Annotated in this window: 18 protein-coding genes and 2 pseudogenes; 5 read left to right on the top strand and 15 right to left on the bottom strand. The window is 58.1% G+C overall.

What is annotated here, in order from left to right:
- Window positions 1–220, bottom strand: a pseudogene (locus K5905_RS05000) (TRAP transporter substrate-binding protein); the annotation flags it as partial.
- Window positions 221–463: 243 nt separating this feature from the next.
- On the opposite strand from K5905_RS05000, the gene K5905_RS04995 reads away from it, so the two are divergent.
- From K5905_RS04995 to uxaC, 5 genes are read left to right on the top strand one after another with little or no spacing between them, the layout of a single operon-like run.
- Window positions 464–988, top strand: coding sequence for a TRAP transporter small permease (locus K5905_RS04995; RefSeq protein ID WP_297580892.1), 525 nt, complete (start codon window positions 464–466; stop codon window positions 986–988).
- A 15-nt stretch (window positions 989–1003) separates the two neighbouring features.
- Window positions 1004–2305, top strand: a complete 1302-nt coding sequence (locus K5905_RS04990; RefSeq protein WP_297580890.1) for a TRAP transporter large permease — start codon at window positions 1004–1006, stop codon at window positions 2303–2305.
- A gap of 9 nt (window positions 2306–2314) precedes the next feature.
- A complete protein-coding gene (locus K5905_RS04985; protein WP_297580889.1) occupies window positions 2315–4708 on the top strand; it encodes a TIM-barrel domain-containing protein in 2394 nt (797 codons plus the stop codon).
- A complete protein-coding gene (locus tag K5905_RS04980; protein ID WP_297580888.1) occupies window positions 4705–6147 on the top strand; it encodes a mannitol dehydrogenase family protein in 1443 nt (480 codons plus the stop codon). Before K5905_RS04985 ends, K5905_RS04980 begins: the two co-directional genes overlap by 4 nt.
- 32 nt (window positions 6148–6179) lie before the next feature.
- A complete protein-coding gene (gene uxaC / locus K5905_RS04975; RefSeq protein ID WP_297580887.1) occupies window positions 6180–7589 on the top strand; it encodes a glucuronate isomerase in 1410 nt (469 codons plus the stop codon).
- Between the two features lie 48 nt (window positions 7590–7637).
- Here uxaC and K5905_RS04970 read toward each other — a convergent pair whose 3' ends face one another.
- From K5905_RS04970 to K5905_RS04905, 14 genes and pseudogenes are all read right to left on the bottom strand, one after another.
- Window positions 7638–8258 (bottom strand): HAD family phosphatase, encoded by a 621-nt coding sequence (locus tag K5905_RS04970; RefSeq protein WP_297580886.1) that lies wholly within the window; start codon window positions 8256–8258, stop codon window positions 7638–7640.
- Window positions 8258–9268, bottom strand: a complete 1011-nt coding sequence (locus K5905_RS04965) for a LacI family DNA-binding transcriptional regulator (protein WP_297580883.1) — start codon at window positions 9266–9268, stop codon at window positions 8258–8260. The genes K5905_RS04970 and K5905_RS04965 overlap by 1 nt, the downstream gene beginning before the upstream one ends.
- A 2-nt stretch (window positions 9269–9270) precedes the next feature.
- On the bottom strand, window positions 9271–10434 hold the full coding sequence (locus K5905_RS04960) for a dihydrodipicolinate synthase family protein (RefSeq protein ID WP_297580880.1): 1164 nt from the start codon (window positions 10432–10434) through the stop codon (window positions 9271–9273).
- Window positions 10435–10467: 33 nt separating this feature from the next.
- Entirely contained in the window at window positions 10468–10782 is a 315-nt protein-coding gene (locus tag K5905_RS04955) for a Dabb family protein (protein ID WP_297580877.1), read from the bottom strand.
- A complete protein-coding gene (locus K5905_RS04950; protein ID WP_297580874.1) occupies window positions 10779–12371 on the bottom strand; it encodes a GMC family oxidoreductase in 1593 nt (530 codons plus the stop codon). Before K5905_RS04950 ends, K5905_RS04955 begins: the two co-directional genes overlap by 4 nt.
- A 19-nt stretch (window positions 12372–12390) precedes the next feature.
- Window positions 12391–13149 carry a 3-ketoacyl-ACP reductase gene (locus tag K5905_RS04945; RefSeq protein WP_297580873.1) on the bottom strand — a complete coding sequence of 253 codons (759 nt, stop codon included), beginning with the start codon at window positions 13147–13149 and terminating at the stop codon, window positions 12391–12393.
- The gene (locus K5905_RS04940; RefSeq protein WP_297580871.1) at window positions 13146–14630 is read right to left on the bottom strand and encodes a GMC family oxidoreductase; all 1485 of its coding nucleotides are present in this window, start codon (window positions 14628–14630) and stop codon (window positions 13146–13148) included. Before K5905_RS04940 ends, K5905_RS04945 begins: the two co-directional genes overlap by 4 nt.
- A 3-nt stretch (window positions 14631–14633) precedes the next feature.
- Window positions 14634–15743 carry an ABC transporter ATP-binding protein gene (locus K5905_RS04935; protein WP_297580869.1) on the bottom strand — a complete coding sequence of 370 codons (1110 nt, stop codon included), beginning with the start codon at window positions 15741–15743 and terminating at the stop codon, window positions 14634–14636.
- 4 nt (window positions 15744–15747) lie between these two features.
- Window positions 15748–16677 (bottom strand): carbohydrate ABC transporter permease, encoded by a 930-nt coding sequence (locus K5905_RS04930; protein ID WP_297580867.1) that lies wholly within the window; start codon window positions 16675–16677, stop codon window positions 15748–15750.
- On the bottom strand, window positions 16674–17582 hold the full coding sequence (locus tag K5905_RS04925) for a carbohydrate ABC transporter permease (protein ID WP_297580865.1): 909 nt from the start codon (window positions 17580–17582) through the stop codon (window positions 16674–16676). Before K5905_RS04925 ends, K5905_RS04930 begins: the two co-directional genes overlap by 4 nt.
- Before the next feature lie 162 nt (window positions 17583–17744).
- Window positions 17745–18974, bottom strand: coding sequence for an ABC transporter substrate-binding protein (locus K5905_RS04920; protein WP_297580894.1), 1230 nt, complete (start codon window positions 18972–18974; stop codon window positions 17745–17747).
- A 64-nt stretch (window positions 18975–19038) separates the two neighbouring features.
- Entirely contained in the window at window positions 19039–20571 is a 1533-nt protein-coding gene (locus K5905_RS04915) for an aldehyde dehydrogenase family protein (RefSeq protein WP_297580863.1), read from the bottom strand.
- Window positions 20568–21341: an enoyl-CoA hydratase/isomerase family protein gene (locus K5905_RS04910; RefSeq protein WP_297580861.1), complete on the bottom strand. Its 774-nt coding sequence runs from the start codon at window positions 21339–21341 to the stop codon at window positions 20568–20570. Before K5905_RS04910 ends, K5905_RS04915 begins: the two co-directional genes overlap by 4 nt.
- Window positions 21338–21721: pseudogene (locus K5905_RS04905) on the bottom strand (acyl CoA:acetate/3-ketoacid CoA transferase); the annotation flags it as partial. The pseudogene K5905_RS04905 and the gene K5905_RS04910, both read right to left, overlap by 4 nt.

Here is a 21721-nt window from a genome sequence, read left to right as displayed (position 1 = left end):
ATTCACGTTGCGTGCCGAGCTGGGCATTGGCGTAGATCCGGATTTTCAGATCGCCACCAGTCGCCTCTTCCAAGCGTTCGGCCATGAATTCCATGGACTTGTGCAGCGGATGATCTTCCGGGTTGTTGTGATTGAGACGCAAGGTCTTGGCATTGGCGGCAGAGCCCAGCGCGACGACGCCTGCAGCCAGAACGGCCGCCAGCTTTACAAATTTCGACATGAATTCCTCCCAAATGCAGCCTCGGCCGCCTGATCCCTGCTCGCATATTGAGCCGATCCCGGCCTCGGTTCTCGCAGCCAATGCTGCTGCGGATGGCGAATTGTTCGTCCAATTTTCAAAATCAGTCAACCTTTTTTACGAAATTGGTTGACCAATTTTATTTCATGGCGCATTCCTTACGCCGTCGAATTCCGCCGACGCACCTGCTTCAATGGGCTCCGGGTTCGGCTTGGGAGGAAAAACGTGGCTATCATCACCAGAGGCGTCGACATTGTCCTTCGTCTCGTCATCACCATCGCATTCGCCATTCTGGTCGCCTGCGTCATCTGGCAGGTGTTCTCGCGTTACGTGCTTGAAAGCCCGAGCACTGTCACCGACGAAATGGCACGCTTTCTGTTCATCTGGGTGGCGCTTCTTGGCGGGGCTTACACACTGGGACAGCGGCGCCATCTGGCCATCGACCTGTTGCCCATGATCACCAGGGGCGGCCTGCGCCTTCTCATCAATGCCGGGATTGTTGCGGCTATCGCCGTCTTTGCGGCACTGGTGATGATCTATGGCGGCCTGGACCTGGTCACTCGCACCCTGGAGACCGGGCAGGTTTCACCCGCACTTCGAATTCCGATGGGTCTTGTCTATGTCGCGATCCCGTTTTCCGGATTTTGCATTTTCTACTATTGCCTGACCTTTCTCGCCGACCTCTTCCGGGATGGACGCGGACCGAACGATCAGGAAGGCGCGCCGACCGCCGGCGGACCGTTGGACTAGGGGTAGGGGTAATTCATGGATATTCAATCGGTCCTGGTCCTGTTCGGGACCTTCGCGCTTCTCATGATCCTGGGAGTGCCGATCGCCTTTTCGATCGGTCTGGCGGCATTTGCCACATTCCTTTTGTTCATGTCTTTCGATCAGTCGGTTTACATCGTCGCGCAGCAGATTGCCTCCGGCCTCGACAGTTTCACATTGCTCGCAATCCCGTTCTTCATTCTGGCCGGCAATATCATGAATCGCGGCGGTATCGCGATCCGCCTGATTGAATTTGCCAAGGTTCTGGGCGGCCGCCTGCCGGGTGCGCTTGCCCATTGCAACGTTATCGCCAACATGATGTTCGGCTCGATTTCCGGATCTGCCGTTGCTTCTGCTGCGGCTGTCGGCGGCGTTATGGCACCCCTCCAGAAAAAGGAAGGCTATGACCCAGCCTACAGCGCAGCGGTCAACATCGCGTCTTGCCCGACCGGTCTTCTCATTCCACCAAGCTCCACCTTCATCGTCTATTCCCTGATCACCAACGGCACATCGGTCGCGGCCCTGTTCGTCGCCGGTTACATCCCTGGAATCTTGATGGGACTCAGCCTGATGCTGGTCGCAGGGATCATCGCCAAGCGCCGTGGTTATCCGGTTGCTCCGCGGCCAAGCGGCAAGGAAGTGGTCGCAAAAGCCGCCGACGCCATGCTGCCCCTCGGTCTGATCGTCATCGTCATGGGCGGGATCATCGGCGGCATCTTCACAGCCACGGAAGCATCGGCTGTTGCGGTAGTCTACACGCTGTTCCTCGCGGTCATCTGGTATCGTGAAATCTCATGGCGCCAACTGCCTGGTATCATCCTGGAAAGCGCGGTGACAACGTCCATCGTTCTTCTGATGATCGGTTGCTCGATTGCAATGTCCAAGGCCATGGCCTTTGCCGACATTCCCTATTCCATTTCCGATGCATTGCTGAGCCTCTCCGAAAATCCACTCGTGCTGCTCCTGATCATCAATCTTGCGCTGCTTGTCGTCGGCACTTTCATGGACATGACGCCTGCGCTTTTGATCTTCACGCCGATCTTCCTGCCTGTCGTGTCGGACCTCGGCATGGATCCGGTGCATTTCGGCGTGGTCATGACATTCAATCTGTGCATCGGCATCTGCACGCCGCCGGTGGGCTCGGCCCTTTTCGTCGGCTGTTCCGTCGGAGGGGTTAAAATTGGTCAGGTGATCAAGCCGATGCTCGGCTTTTATGGGGTTCTGGTCGGCCTGCTGCTGGTCGTCACCTATGTGCCATCGCTCAGCCTGTTTCTTCCCCGTCTTTTGCTCGGCTACTAGGACTTTTTCATGAAAGCGCTGAAAAGCTGGAAATTCGTTGAACGAACGGACAACGGGTTTGTTCTTGAGGTCGAACAGGATCATCGCTTGCAGGTCTCGGTTCTGGAGCCAGCGTTGATCCGGGTCTGCCTTTTGAAAGACAGCGAGTATCGACTGGATCGCACCTGGGCAATCGCACCGTCTGAGGACGTCCCATGGGAAGGGCGTCACCGGGATGATGTGACCGGCTTTTCCAGCCCCCGGTTTTCCCTCGTCCGGTCGGAACAAGATGTGGTTCTTGAAACCGACAATCTGCGGCTGACTATCGACAAGCCACTGACCCTGACCTGGGAGTGCCGGGTGTCGAAGGTCGACGATTGGCAGGAAATCGCCACAGACCGACCGCAAAACGCATACATGATCGGTAGGAAGGACCACCGCAAGCAGCATTTTATGCGTCGCTTTCAGGATGAGCGCTATTATGGTCTTGGCGAGAAAAGCGGAGCCTTGGAGCGATCTGGCAGGCGCTATGAAATGCGCAATCTGGATGCCATGGGCTATGATGCCCGCACGACTGACCCGCTTTACAAGCACATAGCCTTCACGATCACCGATCGAGGTGCGCTCGGCGCATATGGTCTCTACTACGACACCCTGGCACCGTGCTGGTTCGATCTCGGCAACGAGAAAGACAATTACCATCCGCCGTTCCGCGCATTTCGTGCCACAGATGGAGAGCTGGATTTCTATTTCAGCTGGGCTCCCACTGTCCTGGACGTGGTCAAGCGCCACCATTGGATGACCGGTGGAACGGCGTTCATGCCTCGTTGGGGCCTTGGTTACTCGGGATCTTCCATGGCTTATGCCGATGCGGAGAACGCCCAGGAACGCATGCAGGCTTTTCTTGAAAAACTTGATGAGGAAGACATCCCTTGCGACAGTTTCCAGATGTCTTCGGGCTATACCGCCATTGAGGGCAAACGCTATGTCTTTCACTGGAATACAGACCGATTTCCCAATGTCGAGGCAATGAGCGGATCTTATTCGGACGCCGGAGTGCATTTGATTGCCAATGTCAAACCGGTGCTGTTGGAGGACCATCCTCTTTACGGTGACGTGAGAGACGATGGTCTGTTCATCCGGGACAGCGAAACAGGCGATCCGGAACATTCGCCATTCTGGGACGGGAACGGATCCCACCTGGATTTCACCAATCTGGACACAATCTCCTGGTGGCAAAAGAACTTGAGTGAAAAGCTGTTTGCCAAAGGCATTCCCTACACGTGGAACGACAACAACGAGTATGAAGTCTGGGATGATGAAGCGGTTTGCAGCGGGTTCGGCAAACCCATCCCGGTGAATTTGATCCGCCCCTTGCACAGTCAGTTGATGACCCGGGCGTCTCACGACGCCCAGCAACACAACCAGCCTGAAAAACGTCCCTATCTGATTTCCCGTTGCGCTGCCCCGGGAACACAACGCTACGCACAGACCTGGACAGGAGACAACTTCACCAGTTGGGACTCGCTGCGCTGGAACATTCCCATGGGGCTCGGGCTCAGTCTGTCGGGCTTTTACAATATCGGCCACGATGTCGGCGGGTTCGCAGGCCCCCGGCCAGAGCCGGAATTGTTTCTACGCTGGGTACAAAACGGAATATTCCACCCGAGGCTCACAATTCATTCCTGGAACGACGACGGCACCGCCAATGAAGCCTGGATGTATCCGGAGATCACGCCACTTGTTCGAGACGCCCTTAAGCTGCGTGCGCAGCTGATCCCCTATCTTTACACACTTCTCTACCAGGCCGTGACCGCCGGTGAACCTATCCTCAGGCCGCTTTTTCTCGATCATCCGGATGATGCCAATTGCCGGAACACCGAATTCGATTTCCTTCTCGGCAGAGATCTTCTGGTTGCGACAGTCGTGGAAAAAGCTGCAAAACACCGCAAGGTGACGCTGCCTGCCAACAAAGAGGGCTGGTGGGCATTTGGCGGCGGCAACTGGTATCCCGGCGGCGAGATCATTGAAGTCCCGGTGTCCCTTGAGACCATCCCACTCTTTGTGCGCGGGGGCACCGTACTGCCATTTGCTGAAGCAAATCCACGCGCCGATGCAGGATCGGATACGCACCGAACATGGCGGATCTATCCGCAACCGGACGCGGGGCCTCAGCGCCATTCTCTGGCATATGACGATGATGGTGCTACGATCAGCGCCCTTGACGGCAATCACACACTGACTGCGTTCGAACTTTCGCGCAAAGGGCGCGAAAGTCACCTGAGATGGCTGCGATCGGGCACATGGCAACCGAACTTCGATGCGGTTGAGCTCTGGCTGGCCGGTTCCGACCCTCTGGTCGTCAACGGAATGCCCGCTTTCAACGGATCCAAAATAGCATTCAGTCTGGCAAAGAAATCATGACCGACAAGTCCAATCAAATCCAGCACATCACCTATGACCGAGCAGATCTGCGGCCCAGATTGCTTCACATCGGCTTCGGTGCGTTTGCCAAAGCACATACACTGGTGTTTCACGATGAAATGTTGCGCCATGTAGAAGGCAACTGGGGTGTCGTGGTCGCCCGGTTGAATTCCGGTGCTGATGAACTCACGGAACTGGACCATGCCGACTGCATCTATTCGGTCGGTGAAATGTCGGATACGGACCTCCTTCTGCGCGAAGTAGGTGCCGTCGTCAAAACGCTTCATCCGATGCGAGACGGTGTGAGCGCACTTCTTTCCCAGATATCGAGCCCAGAACTTGCAGTCATTACCCTGACCATTACGGAGAAGGGCTATTGCCTTTCCGGCGACCATCTGGATCTGGAACATCCCGGTATCGACCGGGATCTGAGGTCTTCCTCTCGTCCAACAACGTCAATTGGAGTCATTGTTGAAGGATTACGATTAAGGCAAGAGGCTGGACTGGGCGGTGTTACTGTTCTTTCCTGCGACAACCTTCCGTCCAATGGCCATCTGTGCCGACGTGCCATCCTGGAATTCTCAAGGAAAATCGATCCCGCCTTGCACAGCTGGATAGAAACGAATTGCCGGTTTCCCTGTTCCATGGTGGACCGCATCACCCCGGCCATGACCGAGGCATCCTTCGACAGGCTCGAAAACGCGCTCGGACGACCGGATCCCAACGGGATCCTGTGCGAACCTTTCCGCCAATGGGTGATCGAGGACAGTTTTGCGAGTGAACGACCTGCCTGGGACCTGGCCGGTGCGGAATTTGTCACCGATGTCGCTCCATTTGAAGAAATGAAACTGCGCCTATTGAACGGAACGCATTCCTTTCTTGCTTATCTTGGAGCTCTGGCCGGCAAAGAAACGATTGCGGATTGCATGGCCGATCCCGTCTTCTTGACTGCGGCAAGAAAACTGATGCTGGACGAACAGGTTCCGACGCTTGAAGTACCTGAAGGTGTTGAAGTTTCCCGCTATGCAGACAGTCTGATCAACCGGTTTTCAAATACGGCGCTGCATCACAAAACCACACAAATAGCGTCTGACGGCAGTCAGAAACTGCCGCAAAGGCTATTGGATTCCATACGCCGACACCTGGAAACCGGACATCCCTGGCCACTGTCCGCACTCGCGGTCGCCGGCTGGATGCTTTACTGCCGCGGTGTCTCGGAAGCCGGAGACCCATTGCCCGTCAACGACCCGCTTGCAGGTCAGTATGCTGATTTTGCAGCGGACAGCGATGGCCCCGATTATGTGAGAAAAATGCTGTCCCTCTCCCCGGTATTCGGAAGAGACTTTCCGGGATCTCCGGCCTTTGCAGATGCGGTTCAAGGCGCGTTTGAACGTCTTCGGAAAGACGGTGTATTGAAGACCCTGTCCGCAACACTCTAGATCAGACCCAGTTCAACCTGTCAGGATCCATAATGACTGCCCCTTTTCTTGGCCCGGATTTCCTGCTCGACACACCGTCGAGCCGCCGCCTTTACCACGAGGTCGCAGCCTTGCTCCCGATCGTGGACTTCCACAATCATCTGGATCCGGCAGCCATCGCTGACAACCGGACCTGGAACTCCATCGGCGAGATCTGGCTGGAAGGCGACCATTACAAGTGGCGGGCCATGCGGTGGAACGGTGTCGAAGAGAGCCTCGTGACCGGACCTGCCAGTTACCGGGAGAAATTCAACGCCTTTGCAGAAACGATCCCACATTGTCTGGGCAATCCACTTTATCACTGGACACATCTGGAACTGCGTCGTTACTTCGGCTGGGAAGGGGTTTTCGGGCCGGAAACCGCCGGCGAGGTGTGGGAGGTGGCGAACGCGCAACTGGCGCAGCCAAGTCACAATGCTCGTGGTCTGCTCGCCCGGATGGATGTCAGCTATGTCGGCACAACGGATGATCCGTGCGACGATCTGAAATTTCACCAACAAGCCCAGAACGACCCTGATCTCGGCTTTGTCATCGCGCCAAGCTTTAGACCCGACAAGGCCTTCAAACCCTCGACAAAGGGCTTTGCCAGCTATTGCCGGACGCTGGCAGATGTCTCCGGGAAAAAAATCGAGCGCTTTGACGACCTGGTGGATGCGCTTCTCACCCGACTCGATTTTTTTGTCTCCCTGGGGTGCAAGGCAAGTGACCACGGTCTGGACGATTTGCCACCATTTTCAAAGCGGAGTTCCAGCGAACTCGACATCATCCTGAGAAGCGGACAAAACGGTTGGCCGATGTCGCCCCAGGACGAGACGGACTTCAAGGCGGCACTCTTGATCGAACTCGGCCAGGCCTATGCAGAACGCGGCATCGTCATGCAATTGCATATCGGCGCCAAGCGAAATCAGAGCACTCGTCTTTTTGAAAGGCTCGGGCCGGACACCGGCGGCGATTGCATTTCCGACGGACAAATTGGTACGGCGCTGAACGCGTTGCTCGACCAGATCGATCAGCGCAAGGGCCTGCCGCGCACGATCCTTTATTGCCTGAACCCCTCCCTGAATGAGTTGCTCGTGACGATTGCCGGAAACTTTCAGAACGGATCGGAGCCGGGCAAAATTCAATCCGGCCCGGCCTGGTGGTTCAATGATCAGCTGGACGGCATGGAACGGCACTTGGTTCAGGTGGCGCAAATGGGGCTTTTGTCCCGATTTGTCGGCATGTTGACGGATTCCAGATCGTTCCTTTCCTTCCCGAGGCACGAGTACTACCGACGTCTTGTCTGCCGCATGGTTGGCCAGTGGATCGAGAACGGCAGTGTTCCGAATGTACCCGCGCTGACCGACGGCATGATCAAGCGTATCTGCTATGAGAACGCAAGGAATTGGTTCGTGGAGGATTAGATCGTCAAAGGGCCTGTTTCGCCGGACAACTCATCACCATCGGTCTGGTCATGCCGCAATGATCCCGTGCACATCGATCACTTGCATACCCGCATTTCCTGCTGCCTCAATCCCTTGCGGACTGTCCTCAAAAACAAGACAAGCCGACGGTTCCACACCCAACTTTCTGGCGGCTTCCAGAAAAAGATCCGGGGCTGGTTTGGGCAGAGCAACATCTTCAATCGTGATGACGGTGTCAAAAACCGGCAAGAGCCTGGTTGCCTGCAAAGAGGCGACCACGGCCGACCGGGGCCCTCCGGAAGCCACCGCCATAGGCTTTTGCCCCCGTTGCCGACGGGCAATATCGCAAACGGACGTGATTTCCGGAACCTTGCCGATATTACGGTGGAGGGAAGACCGCATATCAGACACCGCCCGATTGCGGTCAAGCCTGACGTCATGCTCAGTCTCGAAGGCATCCAGGAGGACCTGTTCGGACAGGCCGGCACGTTTCAGATACCAGTCCCTGGTCATGACATATCCCGCGCTCCTGAAAGCGTGTTGCCAGGCCATCGCATAGAGTTCCGGCGTGTCCACCAGTGTCCCGTCGCAGTCGAAAATCAACGCACCTGCACCGGAAACAAGCGTCTCCAGATCTTCTTTTTCGGAAGGCTTTGCGATTTCCGGCATCAATCCAGCCCCAGACTTGACTGCCGTTTGATCAATTCAACGTCGTAGCGTTTTCGGTCGGGCGGACGTTTTCCGTCCACGATCCAGGCCAACATTACCTCCGCAGCGCGTTTTCCGAACAGACCGGTGTCGCAGCGCACGGAACTGAGCCGGGGATATACGAGCGAACTCTCCTCAATGTCATCAAAGCCGACGATCCTGAAATCCTTGCCGACCTGCACACCGGCTTCCGCAAATCCGCTGAGCATACCTAACGCGACCAGATCGCTGAAACAGACCGCTGCCTGCAGGTCCCTGTGGTCTTCATGGATTCGTAGCGCCACCTCGCGGCCATAGGCGCGCGAGGGACGTCCATGAAAGGCCCTGGGTGCCAAGGCGTTTGACGCCATGACCTTGCTGTAACCGGACATTCTTTCCAAAGTGATCGGTCTGTCTTCCAGACCGCCGACAAAGGCAATATTGCTGCAGCCAAGGTCTATCAGATGGTTCGTGGCCAGTTCACCGCCGGAGGCATAATTATGCGACGCAAAGGGAAAAAGATCGGTTCTTTCGTCCAGTTGTCGAAGCACCTGCATGGTTGGAATCCCAGCGCGTTCAATGCGATCAATTGCGCTCTTGTCTCCGGTATAGGTCGGTGAAATCACAAAAGCTGACACGCCATGCTCGATCATGGAATCGATCACCTGGGTCTGGATCTCCGGGTCCTCGTCCGTGTTGGCAATGACCGTCGAATAGCCTTTGCTTGCAAACATCATCTGCGCGCTTGCGGCAAACTCGGTAAAGAAGGGGTTGCGCAGATCGTTGATTATGAGTCCGATCAACCCGGAGGTTGCTCCGCGCAAACCAGCGGCCGACCGGTTATAGACATAACCCAGCTCTTCAATGGCTGTTGCAACATCCTTGCGGGTTGTTTCCTTGACCAACGTTGAATTCTGCAGAACCAGCGAAACAGTCGACTTGGAAACACCCGCCTGTCTTGCCACATCCAGAATTGTTGGCCGCTTCTTCATAGCTATCCGATACCGTGCAGTTTCAACAACAGCGCCATCCGTTCAACGGCGACATCCGGCTTTGACAACAATCGCGCCTTGTCTGCAAGCCTGAAGACCTCTGCATAGTGGGTAATTTCCCGTGACGACTGGAATCCGGCAGGCATGACGAAGTGGCTCTGGGCATCGTTCAGCCAGGCCAGAAAGGCGATTCCGGCCTTGTAGAACCTGGTCGGCGCCTTGAAGATCTCCCGACTGAGCGGGACCGTCGGCGCAAACAGCGCGTGATATGTTTTCCGATCATCCTCCGCCAGTGCCTCAAGCGCCTGACTGGCCACCGGTGCTATCGCCGCGAAAGCTCCAAGCAAGGCGTGGGAAAAGTGTTTGCCGTCACCTTCGATCAGATCCGCATAATTAAAATCGTCACCGGTATAAAGATGGACGCCATCCGGTAAACGTGCGCGGAACGCTTCCTCATGCGCCTGATCAAGAAGCGAGATCTTGATGCCATCGACCTTGCTTTTGTGAGCCTTGATGATTTCAAGAACAGCATCCGAAGCTTCAGTCACATCACTGGAACCCCAGTAGCCCCGCAGTGCCGGATCGAACATGTCTCCCAACCAGTGCAGGATGACCGGGGCGGCAGCCTGCTCGATCAGTTTTCCATAGACGCCGGCATAATCCTCCGGGCCCGCACTGATGGCCGGAAAGGCACGGGAGGCCATGATGATCACCTGGCCACCGGCTGCTTCGATGGCTTCCATCTGTTCGCTGTAGGCAGCAAGGATGTCGTCCGTCGTCTTCAGATCTGAAAGTGCAACCTGATCCGTACCCGCACCGCAGGCAACCCGCGGCTTCATGGGGTGTGCCTTGGCGTCTCGCATGGTCCGCTCAACCAGTTCCTTGGCCGTTGGCCAATCCACCCCCATGCCGCGCTGTGCCGTATCCATCACTTCGGCCAAACCAAGTCCCTGGTCCCAGAGCCAGTTCCGAAAGCGAAGCGTGTTGTCCCAATCGACAGCCGGCGGACCTACCCACGGATCGCGTTCCGTCAGCGGATCTGACACGACATGCGCGGCGGCAAAGGCGGTTCGCGTCAGGGGAACTCGAGGCGCGCGAGGAATGAGTGCCTTACCGGTCAGATGATAGTCTTCCAGTCGGTTTTCGTAAGTCGGCAGGGTGAGCATCAAGATCTCCAAATAATTCGGTCGAACCGCCGCTCAAGGCGCGACGGGAATGTCCAGAACGAGAATGCCGTCCAGACCGCCAACCGCGTTTGCGACAAGCTTGGCCCCAAGCGCCTTGTGATCGGGGTGGGTTTGATAGGCTTCCAGAGCGTCCCAGTCCTCGAAGTCGACGACAAAGCCATGCATGTAGCCGCGTTCGATCTTTTCCGGGCTTTCACTTCGGCCGGAGGTGATGTCCCGGATGCCTGGCACCTGCTTTTCAATGACGCGCAGTTCGGCGAAAAGGCCGGCGATGATTTCTTCTGAAACGCCGGGTTGGAATTTGATGAGTACGATATGTCGGATCATGAAGACGTCCCGTGGTCCTGGCGGATCATGTCGGCGGCCTTCTCGCCGATCATGATGGCCGCTGCGTTGGTGTTGGAGGAAACGACGGACGGCATGATCGACGCGTCGACCACTCGCAAACGTTCCAGCCCGTTGAAGCGGAGTCTCGGATCGACAACCGCCTGGTCGTCCGATCCCATGCGGCAGGTCCCTGCCGGGTGGTGCGAGGTTTTGGAATGTTCGCAGATGAAGCGGAAATAATCCTCATCCGTTTTGACATCGGGGCCAGGAAGGCGTTCGGCCTTGATGAAACGCTTCAGCGGTCCCTGGGAGAGGATCTCCTGTGTCAGCTTCAACCCGCGGATCGACATGTCACGGTCACGTGGATCTGCAAGATAATTCGGATCAATCAAGGGAGCATCGTCCAGGTTGGCGCTCTGCAGGCGCACGGTTCCGCGTGAGCGCGGGCGCAGGTAACAGGAATTCAGCGTAACGCCGCCATCCGGCATGGCTGCGACGCCGGATTCAATTCCCGTTCCGAGACCGAGATGAAACTGCAGGTCGGGTGATCTCGCTTCAGGATCAGCATACCAGAATCCGCCTGTTTCAAAGAGACTGGAGGCAACCGGTCCCTTTCTTGTGAAAAGATATTGAAGACCAGCCAGTGCGGACCAGTGAACCTTCGCGTAGCGGTCGTATGTATAGGGACCGCTGACTTCGCAGATACAATAAAGATCCAGGTGGTCCTGAAGGTTCGATCCGACTTCCGGTTGATCCAGAACCACATCGATCCCGAGGCTTTGCAGATGATCTGCCGGACCGATGCCTGAGAGCTGCAACAGTCTTGGAGACCCGATTGAACCGGAGGACAGGATCACTTCGCGTGCGGCGGTCAGCTTCGTGCCATCAGCAAGTTCGACGCCCCTGGCGATGCCGTTTTCAACACTGATCCGTTGGACCTGAACACCCCTGTGCACATGCAGATTGGGACGATTGCGATTTGGTGCCAGGTAGGCCATTGCCGCGGAGGATCTGCGCGCGTTTTTCTGTGTCAGCTGATAATAAGCGACACCCTCCTGCTTTTCTCCGGTCACATCCTCGTTGCGTGGAATGCCGAGCGCCTTGGCCGCTTCAAAATACGCCTCGCAGATAGGCAGTGGAGCTGCGGGCTGAGAAACACCGAGAGGTCCTCCCTTGCCGTGATACCTGTTGTCGTAGGTGTCATTGTCTTCCGCCTTTTTGTAATAGGGCAGAATATCCTCATACCCCCAGCCATCACAGCCCCGCTGGCGCCACTCGTCATAATCCAGCGCATTGCCGCGCGTGTAAATCTGCGCGTTGATCGAGGATCCGCCACCAATGACTTTCGCCTGGGTATAGCGAAAAATGCGGTCGTTCATGTGTTTTTGCGGAACGGTATGCCAACCCCAGGAACCAATGCCCTTTGTCATTTTCGCAAAGCCGGCCGGCAGATGGTAAAACGGATGCCGGTCGCTGCCTCCGGCTTCCAACAGCAGCACTTCAGCATCAGAAATTTCGCTCAACCGAGCGGCCACGACAGAGCCCGCACTGCCGCCGCCGATGATGATGAAATCGTAGCCTTTTTTCATGGTCATCTCTTATCGGGTTCTAAAGCCTGGGAATCGCAAGACCGCCATCGATGTTGATGACGCTTCCGGTGGCAAATGCCATCTGCCCTTCGGCGATGGGAATCACAGTGGAACCGATATCGGACGGTTGTCCCCACCGGGCCGAGGGAACAAGGCCACCTTCTATGCGGGCGGTGTATTTGTCTTTCACTCCCGCGGTCATTCCGGTTTCGATGATGCCCGGTCTCAATTCAAAAACACCGATGCCGTGAGGCGCAAGGCGGACGGCGAACAGCTCCGCCATCATCGCCGCTCCCGCTTTGGAAATGCAGTATTCGGCGCGTTCGATCGAGACCATTGCAGCGCTGACGGAGGTCACGAAAGAGATAGAGCGATAGGTGTCCGCCGGTTCTTTCAACATGCGCCTGGCCGCTTCCTGCGCCAGGAAATAAGCCCCTCGCAAATTGACGCCCATAACGAAATCGAAACTGTCCGGCTTCAGATCGAGCATATCGCCGCGCACGTTCGCCGGAACGCCTGCGTTCGAGACGAATGTGGTCACTGGCCCGAAACGATCTTCGACCTGATCAAAAAGAGAAGCACAATTATCGATGTTCTGGAGGTCATGAGTGAAATACGCGGCCTTGTCGCCGAGACGTTCCAGAGCGCCGATGACTTCCGAAGAGTCCGGCCCGGAGCGCGCAGCCAGCGCGACCTGATATCCAGCGCCGATCAACGCTTCTGCAATGCCAAGGCCGATGCCTTTCTGGCCTCCGGTCACAAGCGCAATCTTGCTCATTCTGCGAGTTCCTGTCTGATGGTCCGGGCCGCTCTCAAGGCAAGAGCGGCCACTGTGAGGGCGGGATTGACAGCCGCCGATGTCGGCAGGACTGCGGCGTCGGCGACGAACAGGTTTTTGTGGTCCCAGGACCGGCAGTCGGGATCAAGCACGGATGTCGCCGGATCGGTCCCCATGCGAACCGTGCCGCATTGATGAGACGGCACCCGGCCGTCAAACATGCGGGACAGGACAATCGGGAACCCGGCCCTGCGCAGTGTCTTCTTTGTTTTGGCCACGAGCCGGCGATGTGCTTCCATGTTGGTCCGCTGCCAGATCAACTGGATCTTTCCTTCTTTGAGCACGACCCGGCTTTCCGGATCCGGCAGATCCTCGGAAATGAGATAGAGATCGAGTGCGTGGCCCGAGATCCAGCGGGCGGCAGACATGGGCAATTGAGGCACCTGAATTTTCAGAATATCCGGTGTCACCCGTCCGAGGAGCTGAACGTTTCCCAAAGGTTTGCCGCCGTTGCCATCGGACAGATACCAGTCATTGATGCCAAAGGTTTTCTGGTAGACCGCATTATTGCGGAACCGAGGATCGATCGCGATCATCGCGGTGGCATTGTGGTTCATGAAGCAACGGCCGACATAGCCGGAACTGTTGGCGATGCCTGATCTCAGAAGCAGCGCTGCGGTCTGAACGGCACCGGCACAAACGGCGACGAGTTTGGGACGCAGACGGGTTTCGGCGCCGTTCTTCTCGTAGACTACTTCTTCGATACGCCCGGATTGCAGATCGGCATTCAGGCAGGTCACTGTGGCACCGGTAACCAGTTCGACATTGTCATGCACAAGCGCGGTTGCAAGACCGCAGGTTTCGGCATCCATCTTGCCGCATCTGAGATCCGGATAGCCATCCCATCCGGTTTTTCCGGCGGATAACCATCGGTCGATGTCGACACCAAGCGGCAGGCTGAAAGGTTTGACACCTGCCTCTTCCAGACGGTGCCTTGCGATCCGAATGGCGTCTTCGTCCGGGACCGGAGGAAACGGGTAGGCTGCCGCGTGCGGTGGTTCGGAAGGATCCGATTTGGCGTCTCCTCTCACGCGGTAAAGGCTTTCGGCTGCGTCGTACCAGCTGGTCAATTCCTCATAGCCGAATGGCCAGGCCGGAGAGATGCCATCGTGATGTTCTAGGTCACCGAAATCTTCCTGCCGATAGCGGATGAGCACCGCTCCAAAAAGCTTGGAGTTTCCGCCGACATTGTAATAGTTTCCGGGCTCGAACTCCCGGCCATTTGCATCGAGCCAGGTTTCGCGCGAGCGGAAGGCACTGTTTGTATAAATTCGCCAGGGGTCGCGCGCGGGTGCATCATCGGGAATCTGGTAACCGCGTTCCAGGATCGTGATTTTCGCGCCGGACGAGGCCAGGCCCGCCGCAAGGGACGCACCACCCATGCCGCTGCCGATAATCACGATATCCGGTTCGGTGCCCATCCCTCACGCAATCCTGTTTTCAGATTTAGGGTCGAAAGCGACGGCTTTTTCCATATTGAATGCGAATTTGAATGTTTCGCCTGCAGTGACCGGGACGTCTGCCCTGAAGCGTCCTGTGACGTCTTTTCCGCTGATCTGGCTGACGACGAATGTGTCGGATCCGGCCGGTTCGGTGACCTCGACGGGAGCCTCGACCAGATGGACGGAGCTTGAGTTGCGGTCGGCGCCGTCCTTGTCGGTGATCGCCTCGGGTCGGATGCCCAGGATGATATCGCGGCCGATGCTGGAGGCGAGTGTGCCGTTGGCAAAGGGGATGGCGGCGCGTTTGCCGTCGGCCAGGCTGACCTCGGCGGCGGGCCTGCCGCCGTCCTCGACCACTTTGGCCGGGAACAGGTTCATCGACGGCGAGCCCATGAAGCCGGCGACGAACATGTTGGCCGGGTTGTCGTAGATCTCCTTCGGCGTGCCCAGTTGCTGGACATAGCCGCCATACATGACCGCGATGCGGGTGGACAGCGTCAGGGCCTCGATCTGGTCATGGGTGACATAGACGATGGTGGTGCCGAGCTTCTGGTGCAGCTTCTTGATCTCCGTGCGCATGTCGACCCTGAGCTTGGCATCCAGGTTCGACAGCGGTTCGTCGAACAGGAACACGTCCGGCTCGCGCACCAGGGCCCGGCCCATGGCCACCCGCTGGCGCTGGCCGCCGGACAGCTGTCCCGGCTTGCGGTCGAGCAGATGACTGATCTGCAGCAGGTCGGCCACCTGGGCAATGCGCTTTTCCCGCTCCGGCTTCGGGATGCCGTGCATCTCCATGCCGAAGGAGATGTTGCCGCCAACCGTCATGTTCGGATAAAGCGCGTAGGACTGGAACACCATGGCGATGTTGCGGTCGGCCGGCTTGATGCCGTTCATGTTGCGGCCGCGGATGGCGATCTCGCCGGTGGTGATGTCCTCCAGCCCGGCGATCATGTTGAGCAGGGTGGACTTGCCGCAGCCGGACGGGCCGACCAGGACCAGGAACTCGCCTTCCTCGATCGAGATGTTGGTCTCGTGAAGAACCTGGACCGGGCCATAGGACTTGGTTGCCTGCTTGATGTCGAGAAAGCCCATGGTGTTATCCTTTTACTGAGCCGGCCATCAGGCCGCGGACGAAGTACCGGCCCGCAACGATGTAGACGAGAAGAGTGGGCAGCGCCGCCATGATCGCGCCGGCGAAATGGACGTTGTATTCCTTCACCCCGGTAGAGGACTGCACCAGGTTGTTGAGAGCAACGGTCATCGGCTGGCTGTCGAAGTCGGAGAAGGAGGCGCCGAACAGGAAGTCGTTCCAGATATTGGTGAACTGCCAGATGACGCAGACCACGGCAATCGGACCGGAGGACGGCAGCAGGATACGCCAGAAGATGCGGAAGAAGCCGGCGCCGTCGATCTGGGCCGCCTTGACCAGCTCGGTCGGGAAGGCGGCATAGTAGTTGCGGAAATAGAGCGTGGAAAAGCCGATGCCGTAGACGAAGTGCACGAAGATCAGTCCGGGCACGGAACCGGCCAGGCCCATCAGGCCGAGCATGCGGGCCATCGGGATCAGCACCATCTGGAAGGGAATGAAGCAGCCGAACAGCAACAGGCCGAAGAGAATTGTCGCTCCCTTGAAGGTCCACTTGGTCAGCACATAGCCGTTGAGCGCCCCGACCAGGGTGGAACAGGCCACCGCCGGCACCACCATGATGATGGAGTTGAGGAAGTAGGGCCTGAGGCCGGTGGCCTCCACGCCCACCTGGGCGCTCGACCAGGCGCTTCCCCAGGGGGCCAGCGTCCAGTCCTTGGGCAGGGCCATCATGCCGCCGGCGGTGATCTCGCCAAGGGGCTTCAAGGAGTTCACCACCATCACGTAGAGCGGCAGCAGATAATAGAGGCAGAAGAAGACCAGCAGCACATAGAGGAGGATGCGGGCGGGCCTCAGGCCAAGTCCGGATGTCTTGTGGGTCCCGGACAGGGCGGCCGGGGCGATCGCCCGGGTGTCGGGAGTGTCGGGAGCGGTGCTCATGCCTTTTTCTCCCTGAGTTCGGACCACAGATAGGGCACGATGATGGCGGCAATGGTCATGAGCATGATGACGGCGGAGGCCGCGCCGATGCCCATCTGGTTGCGGGTGAAGGTATAGGAATACATGAAGGTGGCCGGCAGCTCGGTTGCCGTTCCCGGACCGCCGCCGGTCAGCGCGATGACCAGGTCGTAGGACTTGATCGCCATGTGGGCGAGCACGACAAAGGCGGACATGAAGGCCGGGCGCAGCTGCGGGATGACGATCCTGCGGTAAAGGGCGAAGGTGGAGGCGCCGTCGATCTGGGCAGCCTTGAGCATCTCGCTGTCAATGCCGCGCAGGCCCGCCAGGAACATGGCCATGACAAAGCCCGAGGTCTGCCAGACCGCGGCGATGACGATCGTGTAGATCGCCATGTTGCGGTCCTTGATCCAGTTGAATTCGAAACCGGTCCAGCCCCAGCCCTGGACCACCGCCTGAAGGCCGATGCCCGGATCGAGGAACCACTTCCAGGCCACCCCGGTGACGATGAAGCTGAGCGCCATGGGATAAAGATAGACGGTGCGGATGAAGCCCTCGGCGCGGATGCGCTGGTCGAGCAGGATCGCCAGGAGCAGCCCGAGCGCGCAGCAGACCGCGATATAGAGCACGCCGAAGATCACCAGGTTCGACACGGCCGTGTCCCAGGCGCGGATGCGAAACAGGTTCTCGTAGTTCTGCCAGCCGACCCAGCCGAAGGAGGGCAGGATGCGGCTGTCGGTAAAGGACAGATAGAGCGTGAAGGCAATGAAGCCGTAGACAAACACCGCGACGATGGCGACCGTCGGGCTCAAGACCAGTTTGGGCAGGGCATCGCGCAGCCTGTCGGCAACGGAACCGCGCGCGGGCGCCGTATCAAGGTAAGACATTTCCAGTTCCCCGACTTGGAGCGTGGCCAGGGATGAGGCCATCCGGATCACGCTCCAACTCTTGATGTATCAACGCAAGGTCAGATCAGGATCCCAGATCGGGATCCCGGATCAGATCTCAGGATAAAGAGCGGCGGCGGGCCGGCGCTCTTCAGTCGACCCTTACTTGTTGATCTGAACGGCGGTCACCAGTTCCTCGACTGCGGTCTGGCTGTCATATTCGCCGTTGAAATGGGCGGTGATGACGTCATACATGGCGTTCTTGATTGCCGCCGGGTTGGCGTGGCCATGAGCCATGGAGCCGTAAAGGTTGCCGCTGGCAGCGGCTGCCTTCAGATCCGCCATGCCCTTCTTGCCGCAGGCATCGAACGCCTCGTCGGAGACATCGGTGCGCGCCGGCACCGACCCCTTGACCACGTTAAAGGCCGACTGGAAGCTCGGCGACAGGATCGCGGTCGCGAGCGCCGCCTGTTCCTTGCCCACTTCCGGACCTTGCGCGAACATGGCGAACTGGTCGGCGTTGAAGGTCACCTGCTCCTGGGTGCCGGGGAAGCGGAAGCACAGGAAGTCCTGGTCCGGGACCTTGCCCGCATTCAGGAACTCGCCCTTGGCCCAGTCGCCCATCATCTGGAAGGCGGCATCGCCGTTGATGACCATGGCGGTCGCCAGATTCCAGTCGCGGCCGGAGAAGTTGTCATCCACATGAGAGCGGATCACGGCCATGCGGTCGAAGGCTTCCTTCATCGTGTCGGAGCCCAGCGCGTCCTCGTCCAGCTCGATAAAGGCCTTCTGATAGAACTCAGGACCACCGGTGGCCATGGCGACAGCGTCAAAGACGGTGGCATCCTGCCAGGCCTGACCGCCATGGGCGATCGGGGTCTTGCCGGCCGCCTTGACCTTGTCGAGAGCGGCGACAAACTCGTCCCAGTTGGCGGGAACCGCTATGCCGAGCTCGTCGAGAATGGCCTTGTTGGCCCAGACCCAGTTGGTGGAGTGGACATTGACCGGTGCGGACACCCACTTGCCGTCATGCTTGGCGAATTTCTGCAGGGCCTCGGGCACGACATCGTCCCAGCCTTCCAGGCCGGCCTGGATGTTGAGATCCGCCAGCGCGCCTTCATTGGCCCAGTCGAGAATGTCGAAGCCCAGCATCTGGACCGCAGTCGGCGGGTTGCCGGACGTTACCCGGGCACGCAGCACGGTCATCGCCTGCGAGCCGCCACCACCGGCAACCGGCATGTCCTGCCAGCCAATGCCCTGGCTCTCAAGATCCTCCTTCAGCACATTCAACGCGGCAGCCTCGCCGCCGGATGTCCACCAGTGCAGAACTTCAACATCTTCAGCCTGAACACTCGTGCTCGCGACAAACAGCGCCGCTGCCGACACCATCATTTTTGTCAGATTACGCATGTATTTCCTCCCTAACTTACGTAACAACATCCCTTGCCGCACAGCCTCAGGCCGAGCGCGGGTCAACCCAAGGCGCGCGCGTGCGTCCGATGCGCATCGTCACGGTTTTCACCTCGAGAAACTCTTCCAATCCGTATTTGCCCAGTTCCCGGCCCTGACCGCTTTCCTTCACACCGCCGAAAGGCAATTCGGCGTAGCCGTCCATCCAGGTGTTGGTCCAGACGGTTCCGGCTCTCGCCCTGCGGGCAAATTCCAGGCAGGTGTGCACGTTTTCGCTCCAGACACCTGCCGAGAGACCGTAGTCAGCGTCGTTGACCAGATCGATCGCTTCATCAAGTGTCCTGAAGGTCAGAACCGCGAGGACCGGGCCAAAAACTTCCTCGCGAGCAATCGGCATGTCGCCCGTCACCTTGGCAACAACGGTTGGTTGGTAGAACTGGCCGCTCATGCCCGGTACCGAAAGAGTTTCACCGCCCAACCGGATCTCGGCTCCGGCGTTCGCGGCGTCACGCACATACGTGTCGATCTTGGCCTGGTGTTCCGGTGTGATGATTGCACCCACCTGTGTTGACGGATCGAGCGGATCGCCGAACGGCACCTTTCGCGACAGGGCGACAGTGCGTGCGAGCACCTCTTCTGCGATGTCTTCATGCACAATGATGCGCGACCCTGAATTGCAGCATTCGCCGGCATTGAAATAGACCCCGAACACGATCGCATCGATCGCGCTATCGAGATCCGCATCCGGAAAGATCACCTGCGGATTCTTTCCGCCGAGTTCCAGGGAGACTTTCTTTAACGTACCGGCAGCCGCCTTGACGATGGCCTTGCCAACTCCGGTCGATCCCGTGAAGGTCACCATGTCCACACGTTTGTCCGTTGTCATGGCTGTGCCCACGGGATCTCCAAATCCAAGCACGATGTTGACGACACCGGCAGGTATTCCCGCTTCGAGGCAAAGCTCTCCCAGGATCACGGTTGTTGCCGGTGTCATTTCCGACGGCTTGATCACTGCCGTACATCCGGCGGCAAGAGCAAACGGCAATTTCTGCGAAACGATCAGGAACGGAAAATTCCAGGGCGTGATGATCGATACAACTCCGATCGGTTCTTTCAGAACCAACCCCAACATGTCGCTTCCGAGCGAATTGTGGCTGTCACCGTGCATTGTGCGGGCAACAGAGGCGGCGAACCGCCAGATATCTGCAGCCCCTTCTATCTCGGCCCTTGCCTGACTTATCGGCTTGCCTGATTCCAGCGTTTCCAGAAAAGCGATCCTTTCACGCTCCCGATCGATCAGATCGGCAATTCTTAAAAGTAGCGTCGCGCGATCCTTGCCGCTGGATGTGGACCAATCGCCTTTGTCGAAGGTTCGTCTGGCTGCGGCCACGGCGGCGTCAACGTCTTGTACGCCTCCCTTGCTCGCGCGGGTGACGACAGTTCCATGTGACGGGGAAACCCGTTCGAAAACTGTTCCGTCGCTGCTGTCCCGCCAAACACCATCAATCAGGTGGCGGGCGATGAAAGGCTCATCAGGGATCTGTGTTTCACTCACGGAAACAACGTTCAATTCGATCATGTGTCTTTTCCAGAAAAATTCGGTTTGCGCTTTTCGCGAAATGCCGTGACGCCTTCGTTTCGCTCGTCCGTCGGACTGATCATTCCGGCCCCGAGCGCCTCAATCATCGCATTGCGGTCCTCACCTGCGGCCGCGTGGATCATGTATTTGGCCACTTCAACGGCTTGCCTGGACTTGGTGCCAAGTTTTTCAGCGATCTCGAACGCGGTCGCCAATGGATCATCGGAAACCTCTGCAACGAATCCTGCCGAATGGGCACGGTTCGCCGAAATGCGTCGACCGAACAACGCCATTTCCTTGACCACCGCTTCACCGAGTAAACGGACGAGGCGCTGTGTGCCGGACCAGCCCGGTACGATACCGACACCAGCTTCCGGCAAAGCAAGCGTCGCGCCGGGTGACATCACGCGGATATCAGCGGTTGCCGCGAATTCCAGCCCACCACCGAATGCGTGTCCATTGAGGGCTGCGACGGTGGGCTTCGACAGACGCGCCAGGCGGTCGAATGCACGGTGACCATCGCGCACCCAGTGGCGCGCAAAGTCCCAAGGGTCCAGCTCGGACCACGCCAGAATGTCGGCACCTGCGCAAAAAGCCCGGCTCTCTTCAGCCGAAACAACAACGGCGCGGATAGACGCATCTCTTTCGAGCTCTTCGCAACAGGGCTCGATTGTCTTCAGCATCTCGAGTGTGAAGGCATTGAGTTTCGCCGGATTGTCGAGACGCAGCTCGGCAATGTCGCCGTGTCGAATGAGATGAAGTGCGCTCACAGGCTCAACTCCATCGGTGCGTTGCGGAGCAGTGCTTTCGGCATTTCCTTCAAGGTGTTGGCAAGACGGATACGCCCCATTGAGGCATCGACGATGTCGCGACCGGGATCGATGCCGGGCATGATTTCCGTAGCAATCAAACCACTGTCGGTCAGCTGAATAACGCAGCGTTCGGTGATGTAGGTGACATCCTGTCCAAGGTCCCGGGCACGCCGTCCGGAGAAGGTGACGTGTTCGACCTCGTCGACCATCTTGGTGAATTTTCCCGGAGACTTGACCGTCAGACCTTCATCGGTCAGTTCCAGATCCGCCCCGGCCTCGAACAGGCCGGAAAAGACGATCTTTTTCGCATTTGCCGTGATGTCGACAAAGCCACCGCA

The sequence above is a fragment of the Roseibium sp. genome, assembly GCF_025698965.1.
Taxonomy (GTDB): domain Bacteria; phylum Pseudomonadota; class Alphaproteobacteria; order Rhizobiales; family Stappiaceae; genus Roseibium.
This window is presented reverse-complemented; position numbering and strand designations above follow the sequence as displayed.

Bases quoted from the DNA above. Each gene is read 5' to 3' on its own strand.
- K5905_RS04920 (WP_297580894.1), bottom strand. From the start codon at position 18,974: ATGATGGTGTCGGCAGCGGCGCTGTTTGTCGCGAGCACGAGTGTTCAG.
- K5905_RS04950 (WP_297580874.1), bottom strand. From the start codon at position 12,371: ATGAAAAAAGGCTACGATTTCATCATCATCGGCGGCGGCAGTGCGGGC.
- K5905_RS04985 (WP_297580889.1), top strand. From the start codon at position 2,315: ATGAAAGCGCTGAAAAGCTGGAAATTCGTTGAACGAACGGACAACGGG.
- K5905_RS04915 (WP_297580863.1), bottom strand. From the start codon at position 20,571: ATGATCGAATTGAACGTTGTTTCCGTGAGTGAAACACAGATCCCTGAT.
- uxaC (WP_297580887.1), top strand. From the start codon at position 6,180: ATGACTGCCCCTTTTCTTGGCCCGGATTTCCTGCTCGACACACCGTCG.
- K5905_RS04955 (WP_297580877.1), bottom strand. From the start codon at position 10,782: ATGATCCGACATATCGTACTCATCAAATTCCAACCCGGCGTTTCAGAA.
- K5905_RS04965 (WP_297580883.1), bottom strand. From the start codon at position 9,268: ATGAAGAAGCGGCCAACAATTCTGGATGTGGCAAGACAGGCGGGTGTT.
- K5905_RS04970 (WP_297580886.1), bottom strand. From the start codon at position 8,258: ATGCCGGAAATCGCAAAGCCTTCCGAAAAAGAAGATCTGGAGACGCTT.
- K5905_RS04935 (WP_297580869.1), bottom strand. From the start codon at position 15,743: ATGGGCTTTCTCGACATCAAGCAGGCAACCAAGTCCTATGGCCCGGTC.
- K5905_RS04930 (WP_297580867.1), bottom strand. From the start codon at position 16,677: ATGAGCACCGCTCCCGACACTCCCGACACCCGGGCGATCGCCCCGGCC.
- K5905_RS04925 (WP_297580865.1), bottom strand. From the start codon at position 17,582: ATGTCTTACCTTGATACGGCGCCCGCGCGCGGTTCCGTTGCCGACAGG.
- K5905_RS04990 (WP_297580890.1), top strand. From the start codon at position 1,004: ATGGATATTCAATCGGTCCTGGTCCTGTTCGGGACCTTCGCGCTTCTC.
- K5905_RS04940 (WP_297580871.1), bottom strand. From the start codon at position 14,630: ATGGGCACCGAACCGGATATCGTGATTATCGGCAGCGGCATGGGTGGT.
- K5905_RS04945 (WP_297580873.1), bottom strand. From the start codon at position 13,149: ATGAGCAAGATTGCGCTTGTGACCGGAGGCCAGAAAGGCATCGGCCTT.
- K5905_RS04960 (WP_297580880.1), bottom strand. From the start codon at position 10,434: ATGCTCACCCTGCCGACTTACGAAAACCGACTGGAAGACTATCATCTG.
- K5905_RS04980 (WP_297580888.1), top strand. From the start codon at position 4,705: ATGACCGACAAGTCCAATCAAATCCAGCACATCACCTATGACCGAGCA.